Annotated in this window: 18 protein-coding genes; 9 read left to right on the top strand and 9 right to left on the bottom strand. The window is 42.7% G+C overall.

The window, feature by feature from the left end:
* Nucleotides 1–22 precede the first annotated feature (22 nt).
* The 4 genes from KFE98_01085 to KFE98_01070 all read left to right on the top strand — a co-directional run bounded on the left by KFE98_01085 (nt 23) and on the right by KFE98_01070 (nt 6,859).
* Complete coding sequence (locus KFE98_01085; GenBank protein ID UTW62780.1) at nt 23–2,461, top strand: S8 family serine peptidase; 2,439 nt, start codon at nt 23–25, stop codon at nt 2,459–2,461.
* The gene (locus KFE98_01080) at nt 2,458–3,639 is read left to right on the top strand and encodes a S8 family peptidase (protein UTW62779.1); all 1,182 of its coding nucleotides are present in this window, start codon (nt 2,458–2,460) and stop codon (nt 3,637–3,639) included. Before KFE98_01085 ends, KFE98_01080 begins: the two co-directional genes overlap by 4 nt.
* The gene (locus tag KFE98_01075) at nt 3,620–5,215 is read left to right on the top strand and encodes a T9SS type A sorting domain-containing protein (protein UTW62778.1); all 1,596 of its coding nucleotides are present in this window, start codon (nt 3,620–3,622) and stop codon (nt 5,213–5,215) included. The genes KFE98_01080 and KFE98_01075 overlap by 20 nt, the downstream gene beginning before the upstream one ends.
* Nucleotides 5,216–5,500: 285 nt before the next feature.
* Nucleotides 5,501–6,859 carry a T9SS type A sorting domain-containing protein gene (locus KFE98_01070; protein ID UTW62777.1) on the top strand — a complete coding sequence of 453 codons (1,359 nt, stop codon included), beginning with the start codon at nt 5,501–5,503 and terminating at the stop codon, nt 6,857–6,859.
* Between the two features lie 125 nt (nt 6,860–6,984).
* Here the strand turns inward: KFE98_01070 and KFE98_01065 are convergent, their stop codons facing one another.
* The 4 genes from KFE98_01065 to KFE98_01050 all read right to left on the bottom strand — a co-directional run bounded on the left by KFE98_01065 (nt 6,985) and on the right by KFE98_01050 (nt 9,220).
* The gene (locus KFE98_01065; protein ID UTW62776.1) at nt 6,985–7,203 is read right to left on the bottom strand and encodes a hypothetical protein; all 219 of its coding nucleotides are present in this window, start codon (nt 7,201–7,203) and stop codon (nt 6,985–6,987) included.
* A gap of 181 nt (nt 7,204–7,384) precedes the next feature.
* Nucleotides 7,385–7,621: a helix-turn-helix transcriptional regulator gene (locus KFE98_01060; GenBank protein UTW62775.1), complete on the bottom strand. Its 237-nt coding sequence runs from the start codon at nt 7,619–7,621 to the stop codon at nt 7,385–7,387.
* A gap of 1 nt (nt 7,622) precedes the next feature.
* The gene (locus KFE98_01055) at nt 7,623–8,069 is read right to left on the bottom strand and encodes a hypothetical protein (protein UTW62774.1); all 447 of its coding nucleotides are present in this window, start codon (nt 8,067–8,069) and stop codon (nt 7,623–7,625) included.
* 122 nt (nt 8,070–8,191) lie between these two features.
* A complete protein-coding gene (locus KFE98_01050) occupies nt 8,192–9,220 on the bottom strand; it encodes a S9 family peptidase (GenBank protein UTW62773.1) in 1,029 nt (342 codons plus the stop codon).
* Between the two features lie 276 nt (nt 9,221–9,496).
* Here KFE98_01050 and KFE98_01045 point away from each other — a divergent pair, with 276 nt between their 5' ends.
* Nucleotides 9,497–10,156, top strand: a complete 660-nt coding sequence (locus tag KFE98_01045) for a hypothetical protein (protein UTW62772.1) — start codon at nt 9,497–9,499, stop codon at nt 10,154–10,156.
* Entirely contained in the window at nt 10,153–10,623 is a 471-nt protein-coding gene (locus KFE98_01040) for an OmpA family protein (GenBank protein ID UTW62771.1), read from the top strand. The genes KFE98_01045 and KFE98_01040 overlap by 4 nt, the downstream gene beginning before the upstream one ends.
* 7 nt (nt 10,624–10,630) lie before the next feature.
* Here KFE98_01040 and KFE98_01035 read toward each other — a convergent pair whose 3' ends face one another.
* The 3 genes from KFE98_01035 to KFE98_01025 form a co-directional block, all read right to left on the bottom strand.
* Nucleotides 10,631–11,464 (bottom strand): PKD domain-containing protein, encoded by an 834-nt coding sequence (locus KFE98_01035; protein UTW62770.1) that lies wholly within the window; start codon nt 11,462–11,464, stop codon nt 10,631–10,633.
* Between the two features lie 71 nt (nt 11,465–11,535).
* Nucleotides 11,536–12,693 (bottom strand): radical SAM protein, encoded by a 1,158-nt coding sequence (locus KFE98_01030; GenBank protein UTW62769.1) that lies wholly within the window; start codon nt 12,691–12,693, stop codon nt 11,536–11,538.
* Nucleotides 12,690–13,601 (bottom strand): hypothetical protein, encoded by a 912-nt coding sequence (locus KFE98_01025; GenBank protein UTW62768.1) that lies wholly within the window; start codon nt 13,599–13,601, stop codon nt 12,690–12,692. Before KFE98_01025 ends, KFE98_01030 begins: the two co-directional genes overlap by 4 nt.
* 143 nt (nt 13,602–13,744) lie before the next feature.
* Between KFE98_01025 and KFE98_01020 the strand changes: the two genes are divergently transcribed.
* The 3 genes from KFE98_01020 to KFE98_01010 are packed head-to-tail and all read left to right on the top strand — an operon-like array spanning nt 13,745 to nt 15,425.
* Nucleotides 13,745–14,389: a hypothetical protein gene (locus KFE98_01020; protein UTW62767.1), complete on the top strand. Its 645-nt coding sequence runs from the start codon at nt 13,745–13,747 to the stop codon at nt 14,387–14,389.
* Entirely contained in the window at nt 14,386–15,123 is a 738-nt protein-coding gene (locus KFE98_01015) for an alpha/beta fold hydrolase (protein UTW62766.1), read from the top strand. The genes KFE98_01020 and KFE98_01015 overlap by 4 nt, the downstream gene beginning before the upstream one ends.
* Complete coding sequence (locus tag KFE98_01010) at nt 15,120–15,425, top strand: alpha/beta hydrolase (protein ID UTW62765.1); 306 nt, start codon at nt 15,120–15,122, stop codon at nt 15,423–15,425. The genes KFE98_01015 and KFE98_01010 overlap by 4 nt, the downstream gene beginning before the upstream one ends.
* Before the next feature lie 4 nt (nt 15,426–15,429).
* Here KFE98_01010 and KFE98_01005 read toward each other — a convergent pair whose 3' ends face one another.
* Complete coding sequence (locus KFE98_01005; protein UTW62764.1) at nt 15,430–16,740, bottom strand: aminotransferase class V-fold PLP-dependent enzyme; 1,311 nt, start codon at nt 16,738–16,740, stop codon at nt 15,430–15,432.
* A 166-nt stretch (nt 16,741–16,906) separates the two neighbouring features.
* Nucleotides 16,907–17,926: a T9SS type A sorting domain-containing protein gene (locus tag KFE98_01000; protein ID UTW62763.1), complete on the bottom strand. Its 1,020-nt coding sequence runs from the start codon at nt 17,924–17,926 to the stop codon at nt 16,907–16,909.
* Nucleotides 17,927–18,034 lie beyond the last annotated feature (108 nt).

The raw sequence follows: 18,034 nt of genomic DNA, 5'->3' as shown, positions 1-18,034 counted from the left end.
TATGCTATCCAATCACAACCTCTTGGCATTAGTATGCCTTTTTATTGCTTCAAATTTAACAGCACAAACCTTTTTTAACCGTGAGTGGCAGACCCACTTTGGGAATCCTGTCTCAGTCGATTGGTCGAAGAGTACCACGGATGGGTCCGGTAACCTAATCTCTATTGGTACAACTTTTCAGTTGGGGAGTCAATATGATATTTTACTCATTAAATACGACAGTGAGGGAAATGTGATTTGGCAACGTACAATCGATGTTCAGAGTGGTCCAGATTATGGAATCAATCTGACGACTAATCAAAATGACGACATTTATATTGTTGGAGCCTATTATAATCCAATTAATTCCTCCCAGGATATTTATCTGGAAAAATTCAATTCATCTGGGGTTTCTCAATGGTCAGTTAGCAATCAAGGAAATACGGCCTTAGAGGATATCCCTATTCAAGTAATCGAAGATGCTGGAGATTTATTTGTCATTGCCAAAGTTGAAGGAAGTACTTCGGGAGCTGATATTCGGGCCATGAAATTTGATGACCAAGGAGTCCATGATTGGACGGCAACCTATGATTTTAATGGGAATTCTGATGTACCAGTTGAAGCCAATTCTGATGGGAATGGAGGCTTGTTAATTTCGGGTTATTCTGCGAATTCATTGTCCGCTTGGGATATGGTGGTCTTGGAATATGACGGAACTGGAGTTTTGACAAACAGTTTTAGATCGGCTTTTGGAACTGGATTAGATAGTCCAACATCGATAGCAGAGGATGCATCAGGAAATTTATGGTTGACCGGATATGTAACTGCGGTAAATGATAATAGAAACATCGCCGTCGTTAAATTGAACGCTAACTTATCCCTTAATTGGGTCCGGGAATACGATTGGGAAGGACATGAAGATCTTGGAAGTAGAATTACGGTTGATGCAGCTGGAAATGCCTATGTTCTTGGGCAGAGTGTTAATGACAATGGAGGCACTAACCTTACTCTATTACGGTACAATCCTAATGGTGTTTTGGACTGGGAAACTCGGATTAATGCGGTAAATGACGCTGATCATCATTTGGCTAAATACCTGGATTGGGCGGATGACTTATTACTCGTTGGATGTGATAAAGTAGATTCTGCAGACACCAATGTGCTAATCACCGCATGGACAACCGATGGCGAAATGCAATGGTATCAGGAGATAGAGAAAGATCCTGCCGTATTGGCCAATAAATTAACCGACGTCCAATATCAGGGGAATCAGGAGTATTTTATTTACTACAAAAATGTCTCTCTTGCTGCGGAAGAATATGGACTTGAAAAATGGAGTCTCTTTACAGCCGATACCACAGATAATCGTGATACTAATGGGGTCGCAATCTATCCAGAAGATAGACTTATCGTTCGCTTTGATCGAGTTGCCATTGACCCTTCCTTAGCCAATGAAAAAACTAGGGATTTTCTCACTCTGGAGGACTTATTGACTACGGACGCATTTAATGATTTAGATGCCTCAATTGGCGAGATATATGATTTAGACAATACCATAGCCACAAAAGTGGTCCCTTGGCTAAACCTGGATGATGAGACCTGGGTGTCGAAATATGGCATAACGATCGATCTCAAGCCTTTAAGTGAATATTATGTACTTCATTTTCCGGCTTCTATTGATGAGAGCATTGCTATTGCCGACTTAGAAAGTGTAGAATTCATCACTTCAGTTGGGGTCGATTCCTACATTCATTTTAACTCTTCTCCTAATGACCCTAAACTATCCTTGCAGAAATCGGTTGTAGGACCAAATACCAGTTACGCCGGGGATATTGAAGCGGAAGGAGCCTGGGATGTTCAGGTAGGCAAGGATAATGTTAGGGTGGCTGTCTTTGATTCTGGGTTGCAATATGATCATGAGGATTTTACTTACGAGATAGCGTTACCTGGTGGTGGTACAACTGAAGAGTCAAAAGTAATTGGAGGCTATGATATTTCGGGCGGAAAAGTCGGTATTCCCCTTTTAGGTTTGGCCAGACCGAACCAAGATGAAGGATCTGGACACGGTACATTGGTTGCTGGAATTATCGGAGCTATAAGAGATAATAACAAAGGAATTGCTGGCATTGCAGGAGGAGACGCCACAAATTCCAATTATGGATGTGAACTAATTGGCTATAAGATGGCCAAAAAAGCATCACCTCAATCAGAGGCTTCGGTTAGCGGAGTCCCTGTGAGTTTTGCATTTCCAGCAATACTTTATGCAGCATCAGATATTGATGACAAGACTAATAATGGGACACAGGCCGATATTATCAATGCCTCCTGGTATTTTGGGAAGAATACTTCATTTCCATGGCCCTTTATTCCCCACAAATTTTCGGGCGATCTTCAGTTGGCAGGGAATATTATGGGGATTGTAAACCAGTTAGGTAAGGTATTCGTGGCCTCGAGGGGAATAAAGGTAATCAACCAACTATGAGTTCATCTTCCTATCCCGCCTGTTTCCCAGATGATTGGGTAATAAGTGTAGGAGGAAATAATTCTTCTGGCGGCTATCATTCTGACGCCATGTTTGGTAAGGACATGGACCTAATAGCTCCTTACGGGTCAAATAATGGTTCCGGAGATGTTCATACACTGAAACATGACGGCAATCGAATAGATGATTACGGAAATTTTTGGGGAACTTCTTCATCAGCCCCTCATGTAAGCGGTGTGGCTGCTTTGATATTGTCTGAGTTTAATGGTCAATCTCCATTATATGAAGATTTGGCCCCTGAGGATGTGGAGCATTTATTACAAAATTACGCTACTCAGGTACCTTCAAATCCATGTAATGGGGTTGTGCCGAGCGAACATTGCGGTTGGGGGATGATGAATGCCAAAACGACCATGGAACATATTGACTATCCGAAGTATCGAATTGACCATTATCCAAAACCTATGGCTCCTGGAAATTATTCCATTCAGACTGTGGCAACGAATGTAGATATTCAATTGAATGACGTATCAAAAGGGCTACCGAGAGGATTGTGCAAAGGGGATGTAATAAATGTTTCGGCAACCTATTCTCATAACCTTCGGCAAGGTGATCAGCTATTGGATGGTTGGGTAAGGACGAGTGCATCTACCGGTTATTATCCTTATACATTGCTTAGCCAGGTTCCGGTTGATGTTCCAGCTGCCCCTGGAGCACGAATGACCTCAGTGCCCACCACAACTTCCGTAGATTTATTGACTCGGGTTTATAAAATTACTGAGGATGCAAACGGAAACCCGGTATCACCGGCTATTTACTATCCGGATGCGCCAAGTAATATATTGATGGGCTATTCAGTTCATCTATATGATCCTCTGGCAACGGAGGCAGATTTTTACACCGAGATTGAAGAGAAACAAGAGGAATCCTATTTTAGACTTTTCCCTAACCCAACCGAGGGATTGCTTCAATTGAGGTACCAACAAAATCACGAGGCAGCAGTAGATGTTTTTGTTCAGGATATTTCCGGGAGAAGGGTTCAGAGTTTTGGACAGCAAACCTTATCCCATCAGGGATCGTTATCTTTGCAGTTAACCGATTTACCTGCTGGACTGTATTTTTTGGTTCTAAAAGGGCAGTCGGTCAATACCTTGAGATTTGTTAAAGCGAATAGGTAACATAGCACTGATTTGTTGGAGTATTGTTAGCAACCTACATGCCCAGGATCTGACTCTGGACTGGTTTCAGGTTATTCAATGCAATTCTACCCAAAGCGACCCATCAGTTTGTTGTGACGATTCAAATAATACTTACGTAACCGGTGATTTTCAAGATCAATTGAAAGTCGATACCTTTTTAGTATCAGGGCCACAGAGAACGAACCGTAGCAGTTATTTCGCTAGGTTCGATGAAAATGGAAACTGTCAATGGTTTTTGGATTTGGATGGGGAGTATAGTCATAGCCTGATTGATCACAATGCTTCATCGTTAGTTTCTGTGCAAGATTTTGAAGGAATGATTAATCCACCAAATCATTCATTTACTCAAACGAATGGAGTAAATAATTTACTTCTAATGAGCATGGGGAACGATGGAAGTGTCAATTGGGCCAGACAATTGACCACATATAGAGCAGTTCCATCCGCTCTCGAAGTAGGAAAGGATAGAATCCTTTTTTCTGGGGAATTCAAGGATACCCTGAACTTAGATAATGGGGTACAATTAAATCAACGCCGTTCACACTTAATTTATACAGATGGTTTTGTTGCCTGTTATGGCTTGGATGGGAAATACCTATGGTCCTATGTTCTGGATCAGAATGTGAAGGGTAATCAAATCCATATTGATCAGAGTAATAATGATGTTTACATTTTAGGAAATCACTCTATTTCAGATTGGAATGTCAATGGCGAAAGTGTAGCTTATGTTGGAGGAAGTGATGCTTTTGTAGCAAAGTTCATGGAGGGAAAACTGATTTGGGTAAAAGGTTTTGGAACTTCAGTTGACGACGATCTTGTGACTATGACAATCTTTAATAACCAAATTTTGGTTCGGTCGGTAGCTTGGGAAGACTTTAAGGTTGATGGACATATAATCCCGAAAAAAACAGATGGAACTTTGGTTGAGTTATTAATAGATAAACAAGATGGGGAAGTAAACCAGATTATTGAAAATGGAACCTATCCAGGTATGGTATCCAATGGAAGTGAGGACTTCTTTTACAATGGATTTAGATCCACTCAAAATGGTTTTGATACTTCATTTCATTTTATCAGAACAGAAAACAAATCGACAAACCATAAGGAAGTTCTTAAGATTTCCACTTATATGGATAGCCAAGGATTGATTGATGGAGATATGAAAAATCGTGACTTGGCCTACGTTTTAACGTCATCAGGAGATTCCGTTAGAATCCGGGATTCGATCATTTATAAACCTGATTATCGAACAAGCATCGTTTTGAAATTCAGCGATCATACTCTGACAACCATTGGAGTACCTCAAACATCTCAGGTAGCTTTAAAAGTTTTTCCCAATCCAACATCTGATTATTTGAACATTGAATTGCAAGAAGTTAATTTAGAAAATGGCATGCTTACTATTTTGGATAATCAGGGAAGAGAGTTGAAATCCCGGGAGAGTAGGTCGCAAGTTGAACGAATTTCGATTCATGACTTAAAAGCAGGAACATATTACGTACGTTTTGAATCCGACTTGACTTATCGACTTCAGAAGTTCATCGTCTTACCCTGATAACGGAGTAGTTTTATAGCGTTAACCTCGAATCATCAATTTACCTTGAAGTTTAGATTTCTTTTCTTGATTCTTGCCTTCTCGTTTGGTATGGTCCAAGCCCAGGATCTGACATTCGATTGGTTTCAAGTAATCCAGTGCCCTTCCATTCAAAACAAAGCATCAGTATGTCTTGATTATCAAGGGAACACTTATTATGGGAGTAGTTTTGGGGACACCCTTCAATTAGGTTCTTTGGTATTGAACAAATCCACAAGAGTAAATCATAGCAATTTTGTATCGAAATTGAACTCTGAAGGAAACCCTGAATGGATCACCGATTTAGATGGAGACTATGGGCATATGCACCTGGATTGTGACTCTTCCAACCGGTTGTATTCAATCCAGGACTTTGAGGGAACCATTTACCCCAATGGGTCGGCTATTGTTCAAACGCCAGGTACAAGTAATATGGTACTTCTTGGCTTTGACACTAAGGGTAAGGTCAATCTGGCTCAAACCTATACTTCTGGACGCGTAGTACCTTCGACCATGGTAATCGAAAAGGAGAAGATTTTCGTAGGAGGGGAGTTCTATGATACACTGAATCTCTCAGATCAGGTCCAGTTAAAACAAAGAAGATTTCACCTGATCTATTCCGATGGATTTGTTGCCTGTCTTGATCTCAAAGGAAACCCTATATGGTCGTATGTTTTTGATTTAACCATTCGGATTAAGCAAATTGTTGTTGATCAGAAGACTGGTGATTGTTACGTCTTAGGTCTTCATTTTATTGATGATTGGAAGGTTTTAGGTAAAACCATCCCTTATAGAGGAAAGGCAGATTGTTTCGTGGCTAAATTTCAAGAAGGAAATTTGGTTTGGCTAAAAGGATTCGGTTCTATTGAAGATGATGATTTTGTAGCTATGACTCTTTATCATGGAGAGGTATTGGTCGAGCTTTTTGCACTAGATAATGTGATGGTTGATGGTCAGGTTGTCGATTTGAATTCAGGAATCTACATTGTTCAAATGATTTTTGGCAAGGATGATGGTAAATTGGTGTCCGCTGGAAAATCAGGAAGACTTGGAGGTCTTATCTCCAATGGGAGTGAGGATTTCTTCTATAATGGATTTCGGCGAATTGTTCAGAATCCAACAATAGACACGTCTTTCGTATTTTATCGAACAATTGGCTTGCCTTCAGATAACCAATTGGTCCTTGAAATCCCAACTTATTTGCGAAGCCAAGGTATTGAAGATGAGGATATGAAAGGTAATGACTTGATCTACGGTTTGTCTTCTTTTGGAGATTCTTTGCGCATTGGTGATTCAATCATTCATAAACCAGATTTCATTACGAACCTTTTGTTTAGGTTCACGGATCAGACTCTAACCGGCAAAGAGGAAATGGATAATCCCGTGATAGGATTAAAAGTTTATCCCAATCCAACATCCAATTATTTGAACATTGAATTGCCAGAAGTCAACTTAAGAAATAGCATGCTTACTATTTTGGATAATCAGGGAAGAGAGCTGAAATCCTGGGAGAGTAGATTGCAAGTTGAACGAATTTCGGTTCATGACTTAAAAGCAGGCACATATTACGTCCGTTTTGAATCTAATACCACTGTTCGGTTGCAAAGGTTTGTGGTTACGCAGTAGTCGTTGCAAGCAAATACCCAATAACCCGAATCCGAGTCAAAGAATAAGCAAGCCTCCAACCCAAAGCGAATCCATTGAACCATTCGACCTACAGCGTATGGCCTTGGCGACTGACTGGCCTTGAATCAGTCTGGTAATTCTTCGCAGGTAAATCCATGCTCGGCAACCAATTCGATAACCTCCCGTTCCTGGAGACTTCTCATGGCTTCTATGCGAAGAACGTTGTCTACGTCGTCGGTATCGATGGACCATCGGGTAATAATCGGATGCTCATTGAGCAATGAACTTACGCGATCAACTCCGGGTTCTGATTCGATATCCGTTTTGAATATTAGAATTTTCATGAGTCAAGTGATTTTACTTTCCGATTTCGTTTTCTTCTTCCGGTTATAAAATCCCCACATTTTGATCAACTAAGTTAGTATGACGTTTTATGAGGGAGAATTATTTTATCTGAACTGTTTATTAACTTAACTGAATGACCCAAAAACTGGATTGAAGGGAATTTCAACAGATTCATAGGGATCAACATTTCTTATCTTTTTCGTTCTCCGGGTTATAAATAAAGACCTCTTCCAAGGGTTTGTTAAACACATGAGCAATGCGAAAGGCAAGCTCCAGAGAAGGGGAATATTTATTCTTTTCAATAGCCACAATCGTTTGACGGGTTACCCTGACTTCTTCAGCTAACTGTTGCTGAGTCATTTCGCCATGATTGAAGCGTAACACTCGAATATTATTACTGATGCATTTGGCACTCATATTAAAACCCTCTCCGATAGAAATACAATTCGGTTAAACCATTGATAACCGAAGAAAACATACCGGAAGAAATCAAGACGATGAACATGACGTAGTTGGGTGCACCTAATACGAGGGAAGCCATGGCCAAAACATAACCTACCATAAACCCGATGTAGCTGTTTCTCGTGGCAATGAGTTCTATTCGTTTATCCCTTTCATCCGTATCGTAGCTCTCCATTGTTCCGGTAACTATCCGATTGATGATGTAGAATATGATGTGATTAAGAATGGTAATACCAATTTGGATTGGAATAAGTATGAGTATGGCGATTCCCCAAGTTCTTAAATTATTGGTCAAATCAATACTGCCTTCCTGATGCATATGAAACAGGTAACTGAAATAAAGGGTGGGAATGATCACTGAACTTGCCAGGGTGACCAAGGTTCTTTTTTCCTGGAATGTCATATTAGTTGTTTCTGAATGGTAAACACTGCGAGTAAAATAATTACGACACAAAGTAAGTTAAATTTTACTTCATGTAAAGTATTTTTTACATGAGCGGTTAAATTGATCTCCTTGGGTGGAAATCAAGGAGTTTTAATGGCTAAAATGAAGGAGCTGGTTTTGTAGGCTTTATCGGCCGTGATATACCATGCTTGGAGGGGAGTATCGTTTTTCACGTAGGTGTTAAACCAAGTGATTAGTTCTTGATAAAAATCTTCTCGATGAAGGCTTAAGCCGTGGTCATCCCCTTCAAAAATGATTAATCGGTAGGGAATACGTCTAACATCCAACTCGAGTGCCATTTCCAGACTATGGCTGGTTCTAACTCTCCAGTCCGCATTTCCGTGCATGATTAGGATTGGGGTGGTTTTCGGAAAACTGTCCACCCACAGAATCGGGGACCGTTTGTCAAGCTCTGCCTGTTTGTTCTCTTCATATCCGGGAACCAACTCGTACATCGAATCTTCCAAATGAGGGCGAAATTTATGGGATGCTCTACGATCTACCGGGGCAGCAAGTACTGCTGCTGCCTTAATCCAATCCGATTGAGCCAGGGCCAGGTAGGTCATCATTCCACCTCGACTTCCGCCAAACATGCCAATTCTTGAAGTATCTGCATGTGGTATATCAGCGAGCACCTGTTTAAGGTTCAGGACATCATTCAAGTCAGCACCGCCAAATTCTTCCTGACCTTCGCTGCCTCCGTTTCCTCTGTATTGGGTAGCAATTACCACATATCCCTCCTTGGCCAGCATTCCCATCATAGCCGTGGCACGCAGCGTGGTGATTGCTCCGTAGTTCTTGACCCCGCCACGGTTCCAGATAATGCAAGGATAATTCCCCTTTTGCTTGGGTTGAACCAAATACCCTTTGACCTTCAGGTCGTCGCTTAAGTAGGTGATCTTGCTTACATCGAGCTGATCGATAAAGGAAAAAACGGGTTTCCATTTTTTTACTCCATCTTCCTCATAAACCAGTCGCTGAAAAGAGGTAGAATCCAGTAATCCCTGAAGTACCTGTTTTTCCAATAGGTACTCCGAATTTTGATTTTGGGAGAATACGGATCCACAGCTAAAAAGGAATAAGGCAAAGGCAATCAGATAATGAGGCATACATTGATGAGTTTTATCACATGGTGTCAGGCGGTTAAATCTATAAAGAATCCCGATCCTTAGTCGCGACATTAACATGCATTTAAGAACTTTCCTATCTTGTTAATTCATCGAATCCAATTTTTAAGGGTCTATGAAACACCAATCACAAATAGTAAAATGGCTCATGATGATTCCCATGCTTCATGGACAAACTCGGCCCACCCACCCGCCCTTAGACCCTAATCCCATATCCAACCAAGCACCCAATTTGAATCCTTTAAACAGAAGTAAACCATGAGCATACCCTCAAATTTTGCCTTGTACCGGAAATTTCCAGACGTTGAACAGGCCAACGAACTGGCCGATCTTCTAAGGAATAATAAGGTTGAAGTCTTGTTATCCGACAATTCTCCCGGTATGGATTTAACTTTTTCTGGATCCTCTTTGCATAATGAAGTTGAACTGTTTATCCCGCAAGAGGAATTTGCGAGGGTGGATAAGATCTTGGCAAACCTGGCCGACAAGTTGATAAAAGAGGTGGAAGAGGATTACTACCTCTTTGAGTTTTCCAATGCCGAATTGCGTGATCTCTTGCTGAAACAAGATGAGTGGAGTGCTTTTGATGTGCAATTGGCCCGAAAGTTATTGCAGGAGAGGGGAGAGCCCATGGATGACGATGAATTGGACAAACTACGTCAGAAGAGAATAGAAGATTTAGCACGACCCGAGACCAGTTCAGCTGGATGGATTTGGGCCGGTTATATCACAGCGTTTTTAGGTGGATTTTTTGGACTCATGTTGGGTTGGTACCTGTGGAATCAGAAAAAGACCTTACCCGATGGCTCCAAAGTCTTCCGGTATTCGACCGAGAGTAGGATACACGGACGAAGAATGGTGATTATAGGACTGGCATGTTCCATAATCTGGACATTGGTGATTTGGTTGGGGGTATGACTTATAAAATTCGCTTGACCATGCTCATTTGGATGGCCAATACCATTTCTATTGCCGCTCAGGCTCAAGAGTTCTCTTTTAGCGATACCCTGTTCTCGCCAGGACAAAAGCTAACCACCTACAGCGTGAATTTTGAATTGGCTCGTCCCGAAATTTTGGAATCCAGTACTCCCTTCCTCGACAGTTTGTTTCAGTTTTTGAACCAACATGACAGCCTGAATATTGAGCTTGGTATGCACTGCGATGAACGGTATTCAAATATGAGCTCCACCTGTCTAACTTGTAGGAGGGCAAAAGCAATCACCGATTTGTTAATCCAAAGGGGAATTGATCCGGAACGACTTTTGCCCAAGGGATACAACGATACCGAACCCTTATTTTTTCAGGCGAAAACGGAAGAAGAACACCAGAAAAACAGGCGACTTGTATTAACCATCCTGTCTGCTAACTGGTCGGAGGAGGATTAATTTTCCTTTAAAAAGAATAGCTCACATGTAGCTTAAAGGCCACTTTGGTTCCCCCGTCAACCGTAATGACATCTGGAAAATCATTGGTGGAATGGTAAGGAGTGAAGTAGAGTCCACCCATATAGTCGTCAGCACTTTGGTCGTCGTAGTCGTAAATGCCGAGCACATATTCAGCTTCCGGATCATTCAATCGGAAAGTGGGTGATGGGGTATAGTCGTAGGTAAACTTGGTTTCCGCATCCGTCCTAATCTGATCGTCTGCTTTCCATAGCTCCGTTCCATTCAGTCTTTCCGTCATCTGAACATAAATATCCGGGCGGCCATTTCCGTCAACATCCCAATCCGTCCCATTGCTTCTTTTGGAAGGGAAACGGGTAATTTCAATACGGTTAACAGTAAGGTATTTTGGGGTGATTTGTTTGTTGCAGAATTCCCCTTCATAGCCTTCCTTGCATTGACACTTTCCGTCTTCACAGGTTCCATCGTGGTAACAGAATACCGACTCACAGGGATCGGTCGTGTCATTCACCGTAATCATGGCCGAAAAGGAATTGTGCTTTTTTTGGTTTTTAGAATAGGCAATAAGGTTAACCGTATAAAAGCCAGATTGAGAATAACTATGAACCGGATTGATTTCCGTGCTACTTGAGTTGTCTCCAAAATCCCATTGGTAGCTATCCCCTGAAATAGACGCATTGGTAAAAGTGATTCGTTGACCAGGGTCAACTACGTAATTGCTGGCAGAAAATTCGGCAATTGGGGTTTGTTGACAGGCCCAGGAAACCAGAGCAATGAGAATAATACTAAATCCGGATTTAAGAGGTAATCGATTAATATTCATCGGCTTTTATGCTGAATGGATTAATTGGAAACCCCCGAATATACAAGTAAATTCTGGAGTGGACTTTTAGCTTAGGCCATGGCCTGGGCCACCAGGTTGTACAAGGGATTATAGTGTTTCTGAACGAATAGATCATTCTTTTCCTTCCACAATCGGTTTCCCATCCGATCTACGATGGGTATGAGCGTTTGTTCATGATGACACGCTACCGGGCTCGCCTGAGTTACCGTTTGAGTACTGGCATAATTGATACAAGAGCACCAAGTCGTACAGCGATCCTTAAGGGCACATCCCTTGCATTCTGGTTTTTCCTTGATAATGTCTGCCTGCAACCGATCGATGCGATTTTTATCCTTGCCATGTTTCAGGTCGCCCAATTGAACGCTTTGATCGGCTTCATGAGCAGGTTTTACGAATTGGATACAAGGATAGAGCGTGCCTTCCGGGGAGATGGAAATTTGGTTGTTGCCGATCGAGCATTTTCCTTCACAGGCAACCGGCTTTTTGGTGCGGGTTTGGATCCGTTCGTCAAAACAGCTGAGGTAGAAATGTTCTCGGTTTCTGGCTTTCTCTTCGTACCATAGAGCCAACTTTTGGTATTCCTTGGCCAACCGTTCAAAGTCAGAATAAGTCCAATTTGCCGAATAATCGAGTGTGGTATGGATAAACCGCATGCCTTGGTCATAGATCCAAGTCACATTTTCGAACACATCTCCTGCAGATTCTGGGGTGATCACGCAAAAGGCATTCGTCATCGGATTGTACTTAAGCACGTGCCGAATCGATCGGTCGATAATGCGGGAGTAGTCTGATTGGCCAAGAGTTGGGCGCTGACGTTGCATGGTTTCTGGGGTGCCATCCAGGCTAAATGAAACCAGAATTTTTCGCCGGGTTATTTCCGCCATAACCGCATCCGTTAGAAGTAGCCCATTGGTGGAAAGCTGGGATACAATTTTAAATTCCTCGCCCAGTCGACGTCTGAATTCATCTTGAATATAGAAGAGCTTTTTTCGCTCCATCAGCGGTTCTCCGCCCAGAAAAGCCAGAACCAATTTATTCACCTTTTTCTTTTCCACCTCCTGGAGCACAAATTCAATCGATTGCTCGATCACTTCATCACTCATCGACAGGTTTGTTTTTTCCCCAGCATAGCAATATCCGCAGCGCATATTGCATTGGTGAGTGAGGTGAAAATTGGCCGTGTATTTAATGACAGGTTCAAAAATCATAAGCGGCCCTCCGATCGTGCCCAGTCGATGTAATCTTCAACCAGCTCTTCTAAGTGCTCCAAGGCTTCTGCTTTACTCTTAGAATGGCGATTGCCCCAACCGCTATAGGTCGAGTAATTGGCATATTGAGAAAAAGCCGCGATCGAGTAATCCGGTTCTTCCGTCACTTGTTTCACCTCCTTTATATCGAGCATTTCGCGGTCGTATTTATCCAGAATTTCCTGGCCGTATTCCGGATCAGAAGATGGTTTATGATCAATGATGTATTTCTCAATTTCCTGCTCCAACTCCTTATTGTTCCACGAGCTCGATTTAATAGCCAGTAGCCGGTAATAGTTTTTGTTTTTGAATAACTTCTCTCGAAATTTTCGAAGCTCCTCCCATTCAGGCTCTCCCTCTTCAAAATCCTTAAGCGCTTTCAAGTCTTCCTTGAGCAAAACTTCATCTGCTGGTCCCCACCAGGCATTGAAACAGCTGATATCGGCACTTTGATTATCCAGCCAAACGTAACCGATGCCTTTTTCGGCATTAAAACCGCTTGCATGAAAGGCCGTTTTACCATCGTCAATGGGAAAGTTTGGAGTTAGGGCAATCCCATTTTCTTTGAATACTTTTTCGATTATTTCCATGGCGGCTTCACGTTCCAGGCGTGCGGGCAGTCCGGTGCCAAACATAGCATAGGTATGAGGGAGGCCGAGTTCGCTAAATCGGATCGGATTTTCCGGCTCCCTTTTTTCGCCCTCCGAAGTAAAGGAGAACAAACCCACTGCTCCGAGAAGGGCGGCAGAGTAGTAGCCAATTTTGGTCAAAGGTCCTGATTGAGAATGGAGTGGATCTCTTCCACGGTAGGATGGGTATTTGGGAACACGGTACTTTTTGATGGGAGAAACCCGAAGTGATTTTTTCATAGCTGGATTTTTTGGGAGTTTGTTCCTTTAAAGGTAAGAGTCTTTGCACAAACTATTCCATAATTTTTTTGACGAAAAAAAAACGCAAGTGAATTCATGGTTGACGTAGAATTCTACCTTTGATAAGCTCAAAATCACAATTCATGCGAAGTATTTTATGGGGGTGTTTTTTGCTACTGGCGGTTCAGCTGAATGGCCAGGAATCAGCAGAAAGAGAGGCCCTGCCCTGGAGAATTTCTTACTACGGTAATTTTTTAACCCATCCCGGTATAAAATTGGGGATGGACTGGCACCTGATTCATGTCAATAAGGAAAAAATACGAGGAGAAAAGACGAAGAACATCCATAAATACCTCATGGTTACGCCAAGTATTGCCTTTTACACGCATCCTCAGTCCCACAAGGGATTACTGATTGCGGCAGATTTGCAATGGAACCGGTATGGTAAGCGAGGCTTTTATACGGGAGTGAGCGCCGGAATCGGCTATTATACCAAGTTCAATTCAGGAGAAACCCTTGAAGTTTCTACAGATGGGAGCGTGAAATCAAAATCGGTGAGCTCCCGAGGTTACTTCACTCCGTCTATCGGTGGAGAACTTGGACAGCGATTTAAGCTGAGTCAGGAGCAAAAACTGGATGTGTTTACTCGAATGAATGGTCACTTTTTGTTGGGCTATAACTCGGGTTGGGTACCGGAATTGGCTTGGGAACTCGGCATTCGATATGCACCCTTTTTCGGCCCCAAAAGAACAGCATGTAAAACCGTTTCAAAATCTAAGGGAAAATGAAAAAGTTGATGATCCTTTTAAGTCTTTCACTGATTCTGTTTTCTTGCAGCAAGGATTCGGATCTGTCCAAGGTAGATGAAACCCTCTATGTTCGTTACGAAGGGGCGGATATGCCCGTTTACATGCGTGGAAATGTTAATTCCAACGTGATTGTTCTAATCGTTCATGGTGGACCCGGGGGAAATGGACTGGAGTACCGTACGGGCCAATATAGCGTAGAGTTAGAAGAGAAATATGGAATAGCCTACTGGGATCAGCGAGGCCAGGGAATGAGTCACGGAAAATACAAGTCCTCAGACCTGACCGTTCAAGCCATGGCCGACGATATGCTTGCTGTGGTTAGAGCGCTCAAATCCAAGTATGGTTCGCAAATCAGCATTTTTGCTTTGGGCCATTCCTGGGGAGGCACCCTCACAGCTCGGTACATGACCACTGGCAATTATCAGCACGAACTCAAAGGTTGGATCGAAGTGGATGGAGCCCATGATATTCCCCAGTTGAATAAGGATGCTGTGGCCATGTTTATTAGCGTGGCTAAGGAGCAAATTGCCTTAGGCAACAATGTAGAAAATTGGCAAAGTACGCTGGAATGGGCAGAGGCCATTGATACCAATAATATCACCTCCGAACAAGGGGGGAGATTAATCGAAAAGGCTTTGAAGCAGAAGGTTGGTTGCAGGAAGATGGATTTATTCAGGCCCCGGATGAAGGTGGAAATACCTTGTCCCCGATGACGGGAGCAATTAACCCATTGACCAGTTACATGGCCGGGAACCAGACGAGTAGCAAGCTCAACGATGAAATCGAAAGTACTTCTTTGACCAGTGAGCTGCATAAGGTTACCATTCCCACCTTGATACTTTGGGGTGAGTATGACTTCGTTGTTCCACCAAGCCTGGGATACGATACCTACAACCACATTAGCTCATCCGTCAAAAAGATTGTGACCTATCCAAAATCCGGGCATTCACCGATGAACAACGAGTGGGTTCCCTTCAATCAGGCGGTTATCGAATTTGTCGATCAGAATAAGTAGGGAATTAACCCTCTTTTTGGGCATTGACGGCTACCATCGTTCGAAGAGATTCGAGCAGGAAGTCCAGGTCTTTTTCGGTATTGTAAATGGCACAGGAGGCACGAATGGCCTCTAAATCATTTTCGAAGATTACCCTCAACCGGCAGCGGTAGGTTTTCATCAAATCCAGGTAAGCATCGTGAAAAGGCATGCCTTTGATTCGAAAAGTTACAATGGCCGACGCGTATTCCCGATCCATGGGAGAGATGACTTCTATTTCGGGAATTTCATTCAGTCCTTTCTTCAAGTATTCGGCCAGATGCAAACCTCGTTTCTCAATTTCATCGATACCAAATTGATTCAGGAATTTAACTGCCGATTCCAGGGCTAACACTTGAGGGGCATTTCTGGTTCCGTACTCTTCCCGGGTGGTTTTTTGGATGTATTTCATTTCCAAATTGGCCAGGTCAAATTCACTATCCGTATAGGCTCCCGAAAAAATGGGGGTAATGTTTTTGATGGTTTCCGGGTTGATGTAAAGTAGGCCTGAACCTTTAGGACCCATGAGCCACTTGTGGCCGCTGGATACATAAAAGTCCGGGTTCATTTCGGATAGATTTACGCGAATCATTCCAGCGGATTGAGCTCCATCCACACAGGAATATATTCCACGCTCCCGGCAAAATTGAGCAATCTCCTTGGCCGGTAATCGGAGTCCTGTCGTGCAGGTGATGTGGGAAAAGGAAATAACCTTGGTTTTGTCCGTTACGGCTTGCGTAATCCGATCGAAGTTTTCCTTCCCGCTTAAATCAAGTTCTACTAATTTGACTTGAATGCCAATCTCCTTGTGCAAGGCCACCCAGGCCGCCGATCCTCCGATGTGTTCGTGTCGGGTAAGAATGACTTCATCACCCGGCTTCAAATCAAGACTTCGGGCCACGATGTTTATTCCTTCCGTCGTGTTTCGGGTAACGGCCACTGAGAATTGGGGTACACCAAAAAAATCGGCCAGCGTTTGATGTGGGGATTTGGTATACTTTCTTCCGGTATCTCCTAACTCTTCCAGTTTTTTGGTCCATTCGCACAAAGTGTCTACAACTACTTCGGGGGAAGGTCCTAAACCTGCTGAATTAAAATAAACCGGTTTGTCGTTGAGCGGAAATTGTTTTCTCACCTTAGCCCAATCGGCATCTGATTTGGGAAGGGAGAACCTTTTTTTTAATAATTCCTGGGCGATAGGTGAGTCATCGGCTGCCAGCAAGGGTAACTGGATTGCGGATAACAGGCCTCCTATCAGGGTTTTACGGATAAAATCCCGTCTTTCTTGGTATAGCATTTTTCAATCTCTCCTTCAATATCCGCAATTAATTGCCAGGTTCAATCCATCCGGTATTAAGAATTAAAGGTTAAGTATCTGCGCTAAATTTAGAAAAATAGACAGACAGGGCGGTCAATTGTTGACCGCAAATCAAAAAAAATCTTCCGCCCTGTATGCTTTACCGTTATTGCTTGATTAGCAATTGGGTCTGTGTTCCGTGTTGCTCATCATTCACTCGAAGAATGTAAGCTCCAGGATTTAGGTTTTCAAGAACCCATTGTTCGGTGTGGCCTTCACGCTGAGCAACTTGATTTCCGTTCAAATCGAAAAGCTGAAGTGAGGTGATTTGAGTAGCGTTTTGAAATTGGATAATAGATCCACGAAGGGGATTTGGGAAGATGGAAAGACTATGCATAGTACCCATTTCTTCAATAGAATTTGGACCTTGGTTCATTTGGTTCATCTTCGTTTGACGAGCGGCCTGAACGACTTCCTTGCTCGCTGTTTCCTGAACGATAACGGTGGCGTTAATGCGATCAAAATCCCAATCAGAGTTGTACTTTAAGCTGTAGGTGTATACCATTGAATCACCCACCATTGTAGCCGCTGTTACCGGATCACCCATAACGTCGGTAGCACTTTGTCTAAATACATTGTAGTGACGATTCTCCCCATTTGGAGCGGCAAAAAATACCGTGTCTTCAGTTACTGCAAGAAGCAAGCTTAGGTTCCCCAAGCTATGAGAAGCCTCAGTATGAAGTACTACACGAAACTTTAGCATTTCGGTGCTTTGCTCGTAACCAATGGGATCAATAGCGATGGAAATTGGAGAGGTTTGACCGGTATAAGGTGAATAGGTATTCATCGAAGCATAATTCACATTTGCTGCGATTACCGAACCGCCAACTACGATGCGAGGAGTACTTCCAAATACACCGCTGTAGAATTGTGTTCTGGAGTCGTTTTCAGAAGGGTTGTGGTTGTTTAGAAAACAAGTGTTGTAAGGACGACTGGGGTGCACGCTCATGTGCAGAATATCTGAACGAGATGATATGTAGTTAATAAATGAAGGATTTCTTGATCCACAAATACCGCAGCGGGTATTGGTAAAATGTTCAACCATCACCGTTTTAGGAACTTGAGCTTGTGCCTCATTCATCATCATGAATAGGAGTGCCAGAAAGAAAGGTATACGAATTTTCATTGTATCTGATTTTATAGACGTCGTCCAGTAATTTTTCACAAAAAAGGATACTGTACCTCAAAAGAACTGTCCGCTCCTGTACCAAACTCTCATTCTTGTGTAAGGAGA

The sequence above is a fragment of the bacterium SCSIO 12741 genome (assembly GCA_024398055.1).
GTDB lineage: Bacteria > Bacteroidota > Bacteroidia > Flavobacteriales_G > Salibacteraceae > SCSIO-12741.
The sequence above is the reverse complement of the archived record's forward strand: the minus strand, read 5'-3'. Positions and strand labels throughout refer to the sequence as shown.

Bases quoted from the DNA above. Each gene is read 5' to 3' on its own strand.
- KFE98_01080 (UTW62779.1), top strand. From the start codon at position 2,458: ATGAGTTCATCTTCCTATCCCGCCTGTTTCCCAGATGATTGGGTAATA.
- KFE98_01065 (UTW62776.1), bottom strand. From the start codon at position 7,203: ATGAAAATTCTAATATTCAAAACGGATATCGAATCAGAACCCGGAGTT.
- KFE98_01060 (UTW62775.1), bottom strand. From the start codon at position 7,621: ATGAGTGCCAAATGCATCAGTAATAATATTCGAGTGTTACGCTTCAAT.
- KFE98_01055 (UTW62774.1), bottom strand. From the start codon at position 8,069: ATGACATTCCAGGAAAAAAGAACCTTGGTCACCCTGGCAAGTTCAGTG.
- KFE98_01050 (UTW62773.1), bottom strand. From the start codon at position 9,220: ATGCCTCATTATCTGATTGCCTTTGCCTTATTCCTTTTTAGCTGTGGA.
- KFE98_01045 (UTW62772.1), top strand. From the start codon at position 9,497: ATGAGCATACCCTCAAATTTTGCCTTGTACCGGAAATTTCCAGACGTT.
- KFE98_01040 (UTW62771.1), top strand. From the start codon at position 10,153: ATGACTTATAAAATTCGCTTGACCATGCTCATTTGGATGGCCAATACC.
- KFE98_01035 (UTW62770.1), bottom strand. From the start codon at position 11,464: ATGAATATTAATCGATTACCTCTTAAATCCGGATTTAGTATTATTCTC.
- KFE98_01030 (UTW62769.1), bottom strand. From the start codon at position 12,693: ATGATTTTTGAACCTGTCATTAAATACACGGCCAATTTTCACCTCACT.
- KFE98_01025 (UTW62768.1), bottom strand. From the start codon at position 13,601: ATGAAAAAATCACTTCGGGTTTCTCCCATCAAAAAGTACCGTGTTCCC.
- KFE98_01020 (UTW62767.1), top strand. From the start codon at position 13,745: ATGCGAAGTATTTTATGGGGGTGTTTTTTGCTACTGGCGGTTCAGCTG.
- KFE98_01015 (UTW62766.1), top strand. From the start codon at position 14,386: ATGAAAAAGTTGATGATCCTTTTAAGTCTTTCACTGATTCTGTTTTCT.
- KFE98_01010 (UTW62765.1), top strand. From the start codon at position 15,120: ATGACGGGAGCAATTAACCCATTGACCAGTTACATGGCCGGGAACCAG.
- KFE98_01005 (UTW62764.1), bottom strand. From the start codon at position 16,740: ATGCTATACCAAGAAAGACGGGATTTTATCCGTAAAACCCTGATAGGA.
- KFE98_01000 (UTW62763.1), bottom strand. From the start codon at position 17,926: ATGAAAATTCGTATACCTTTCTTTCTGGCACTCCTATTCATGATGATG.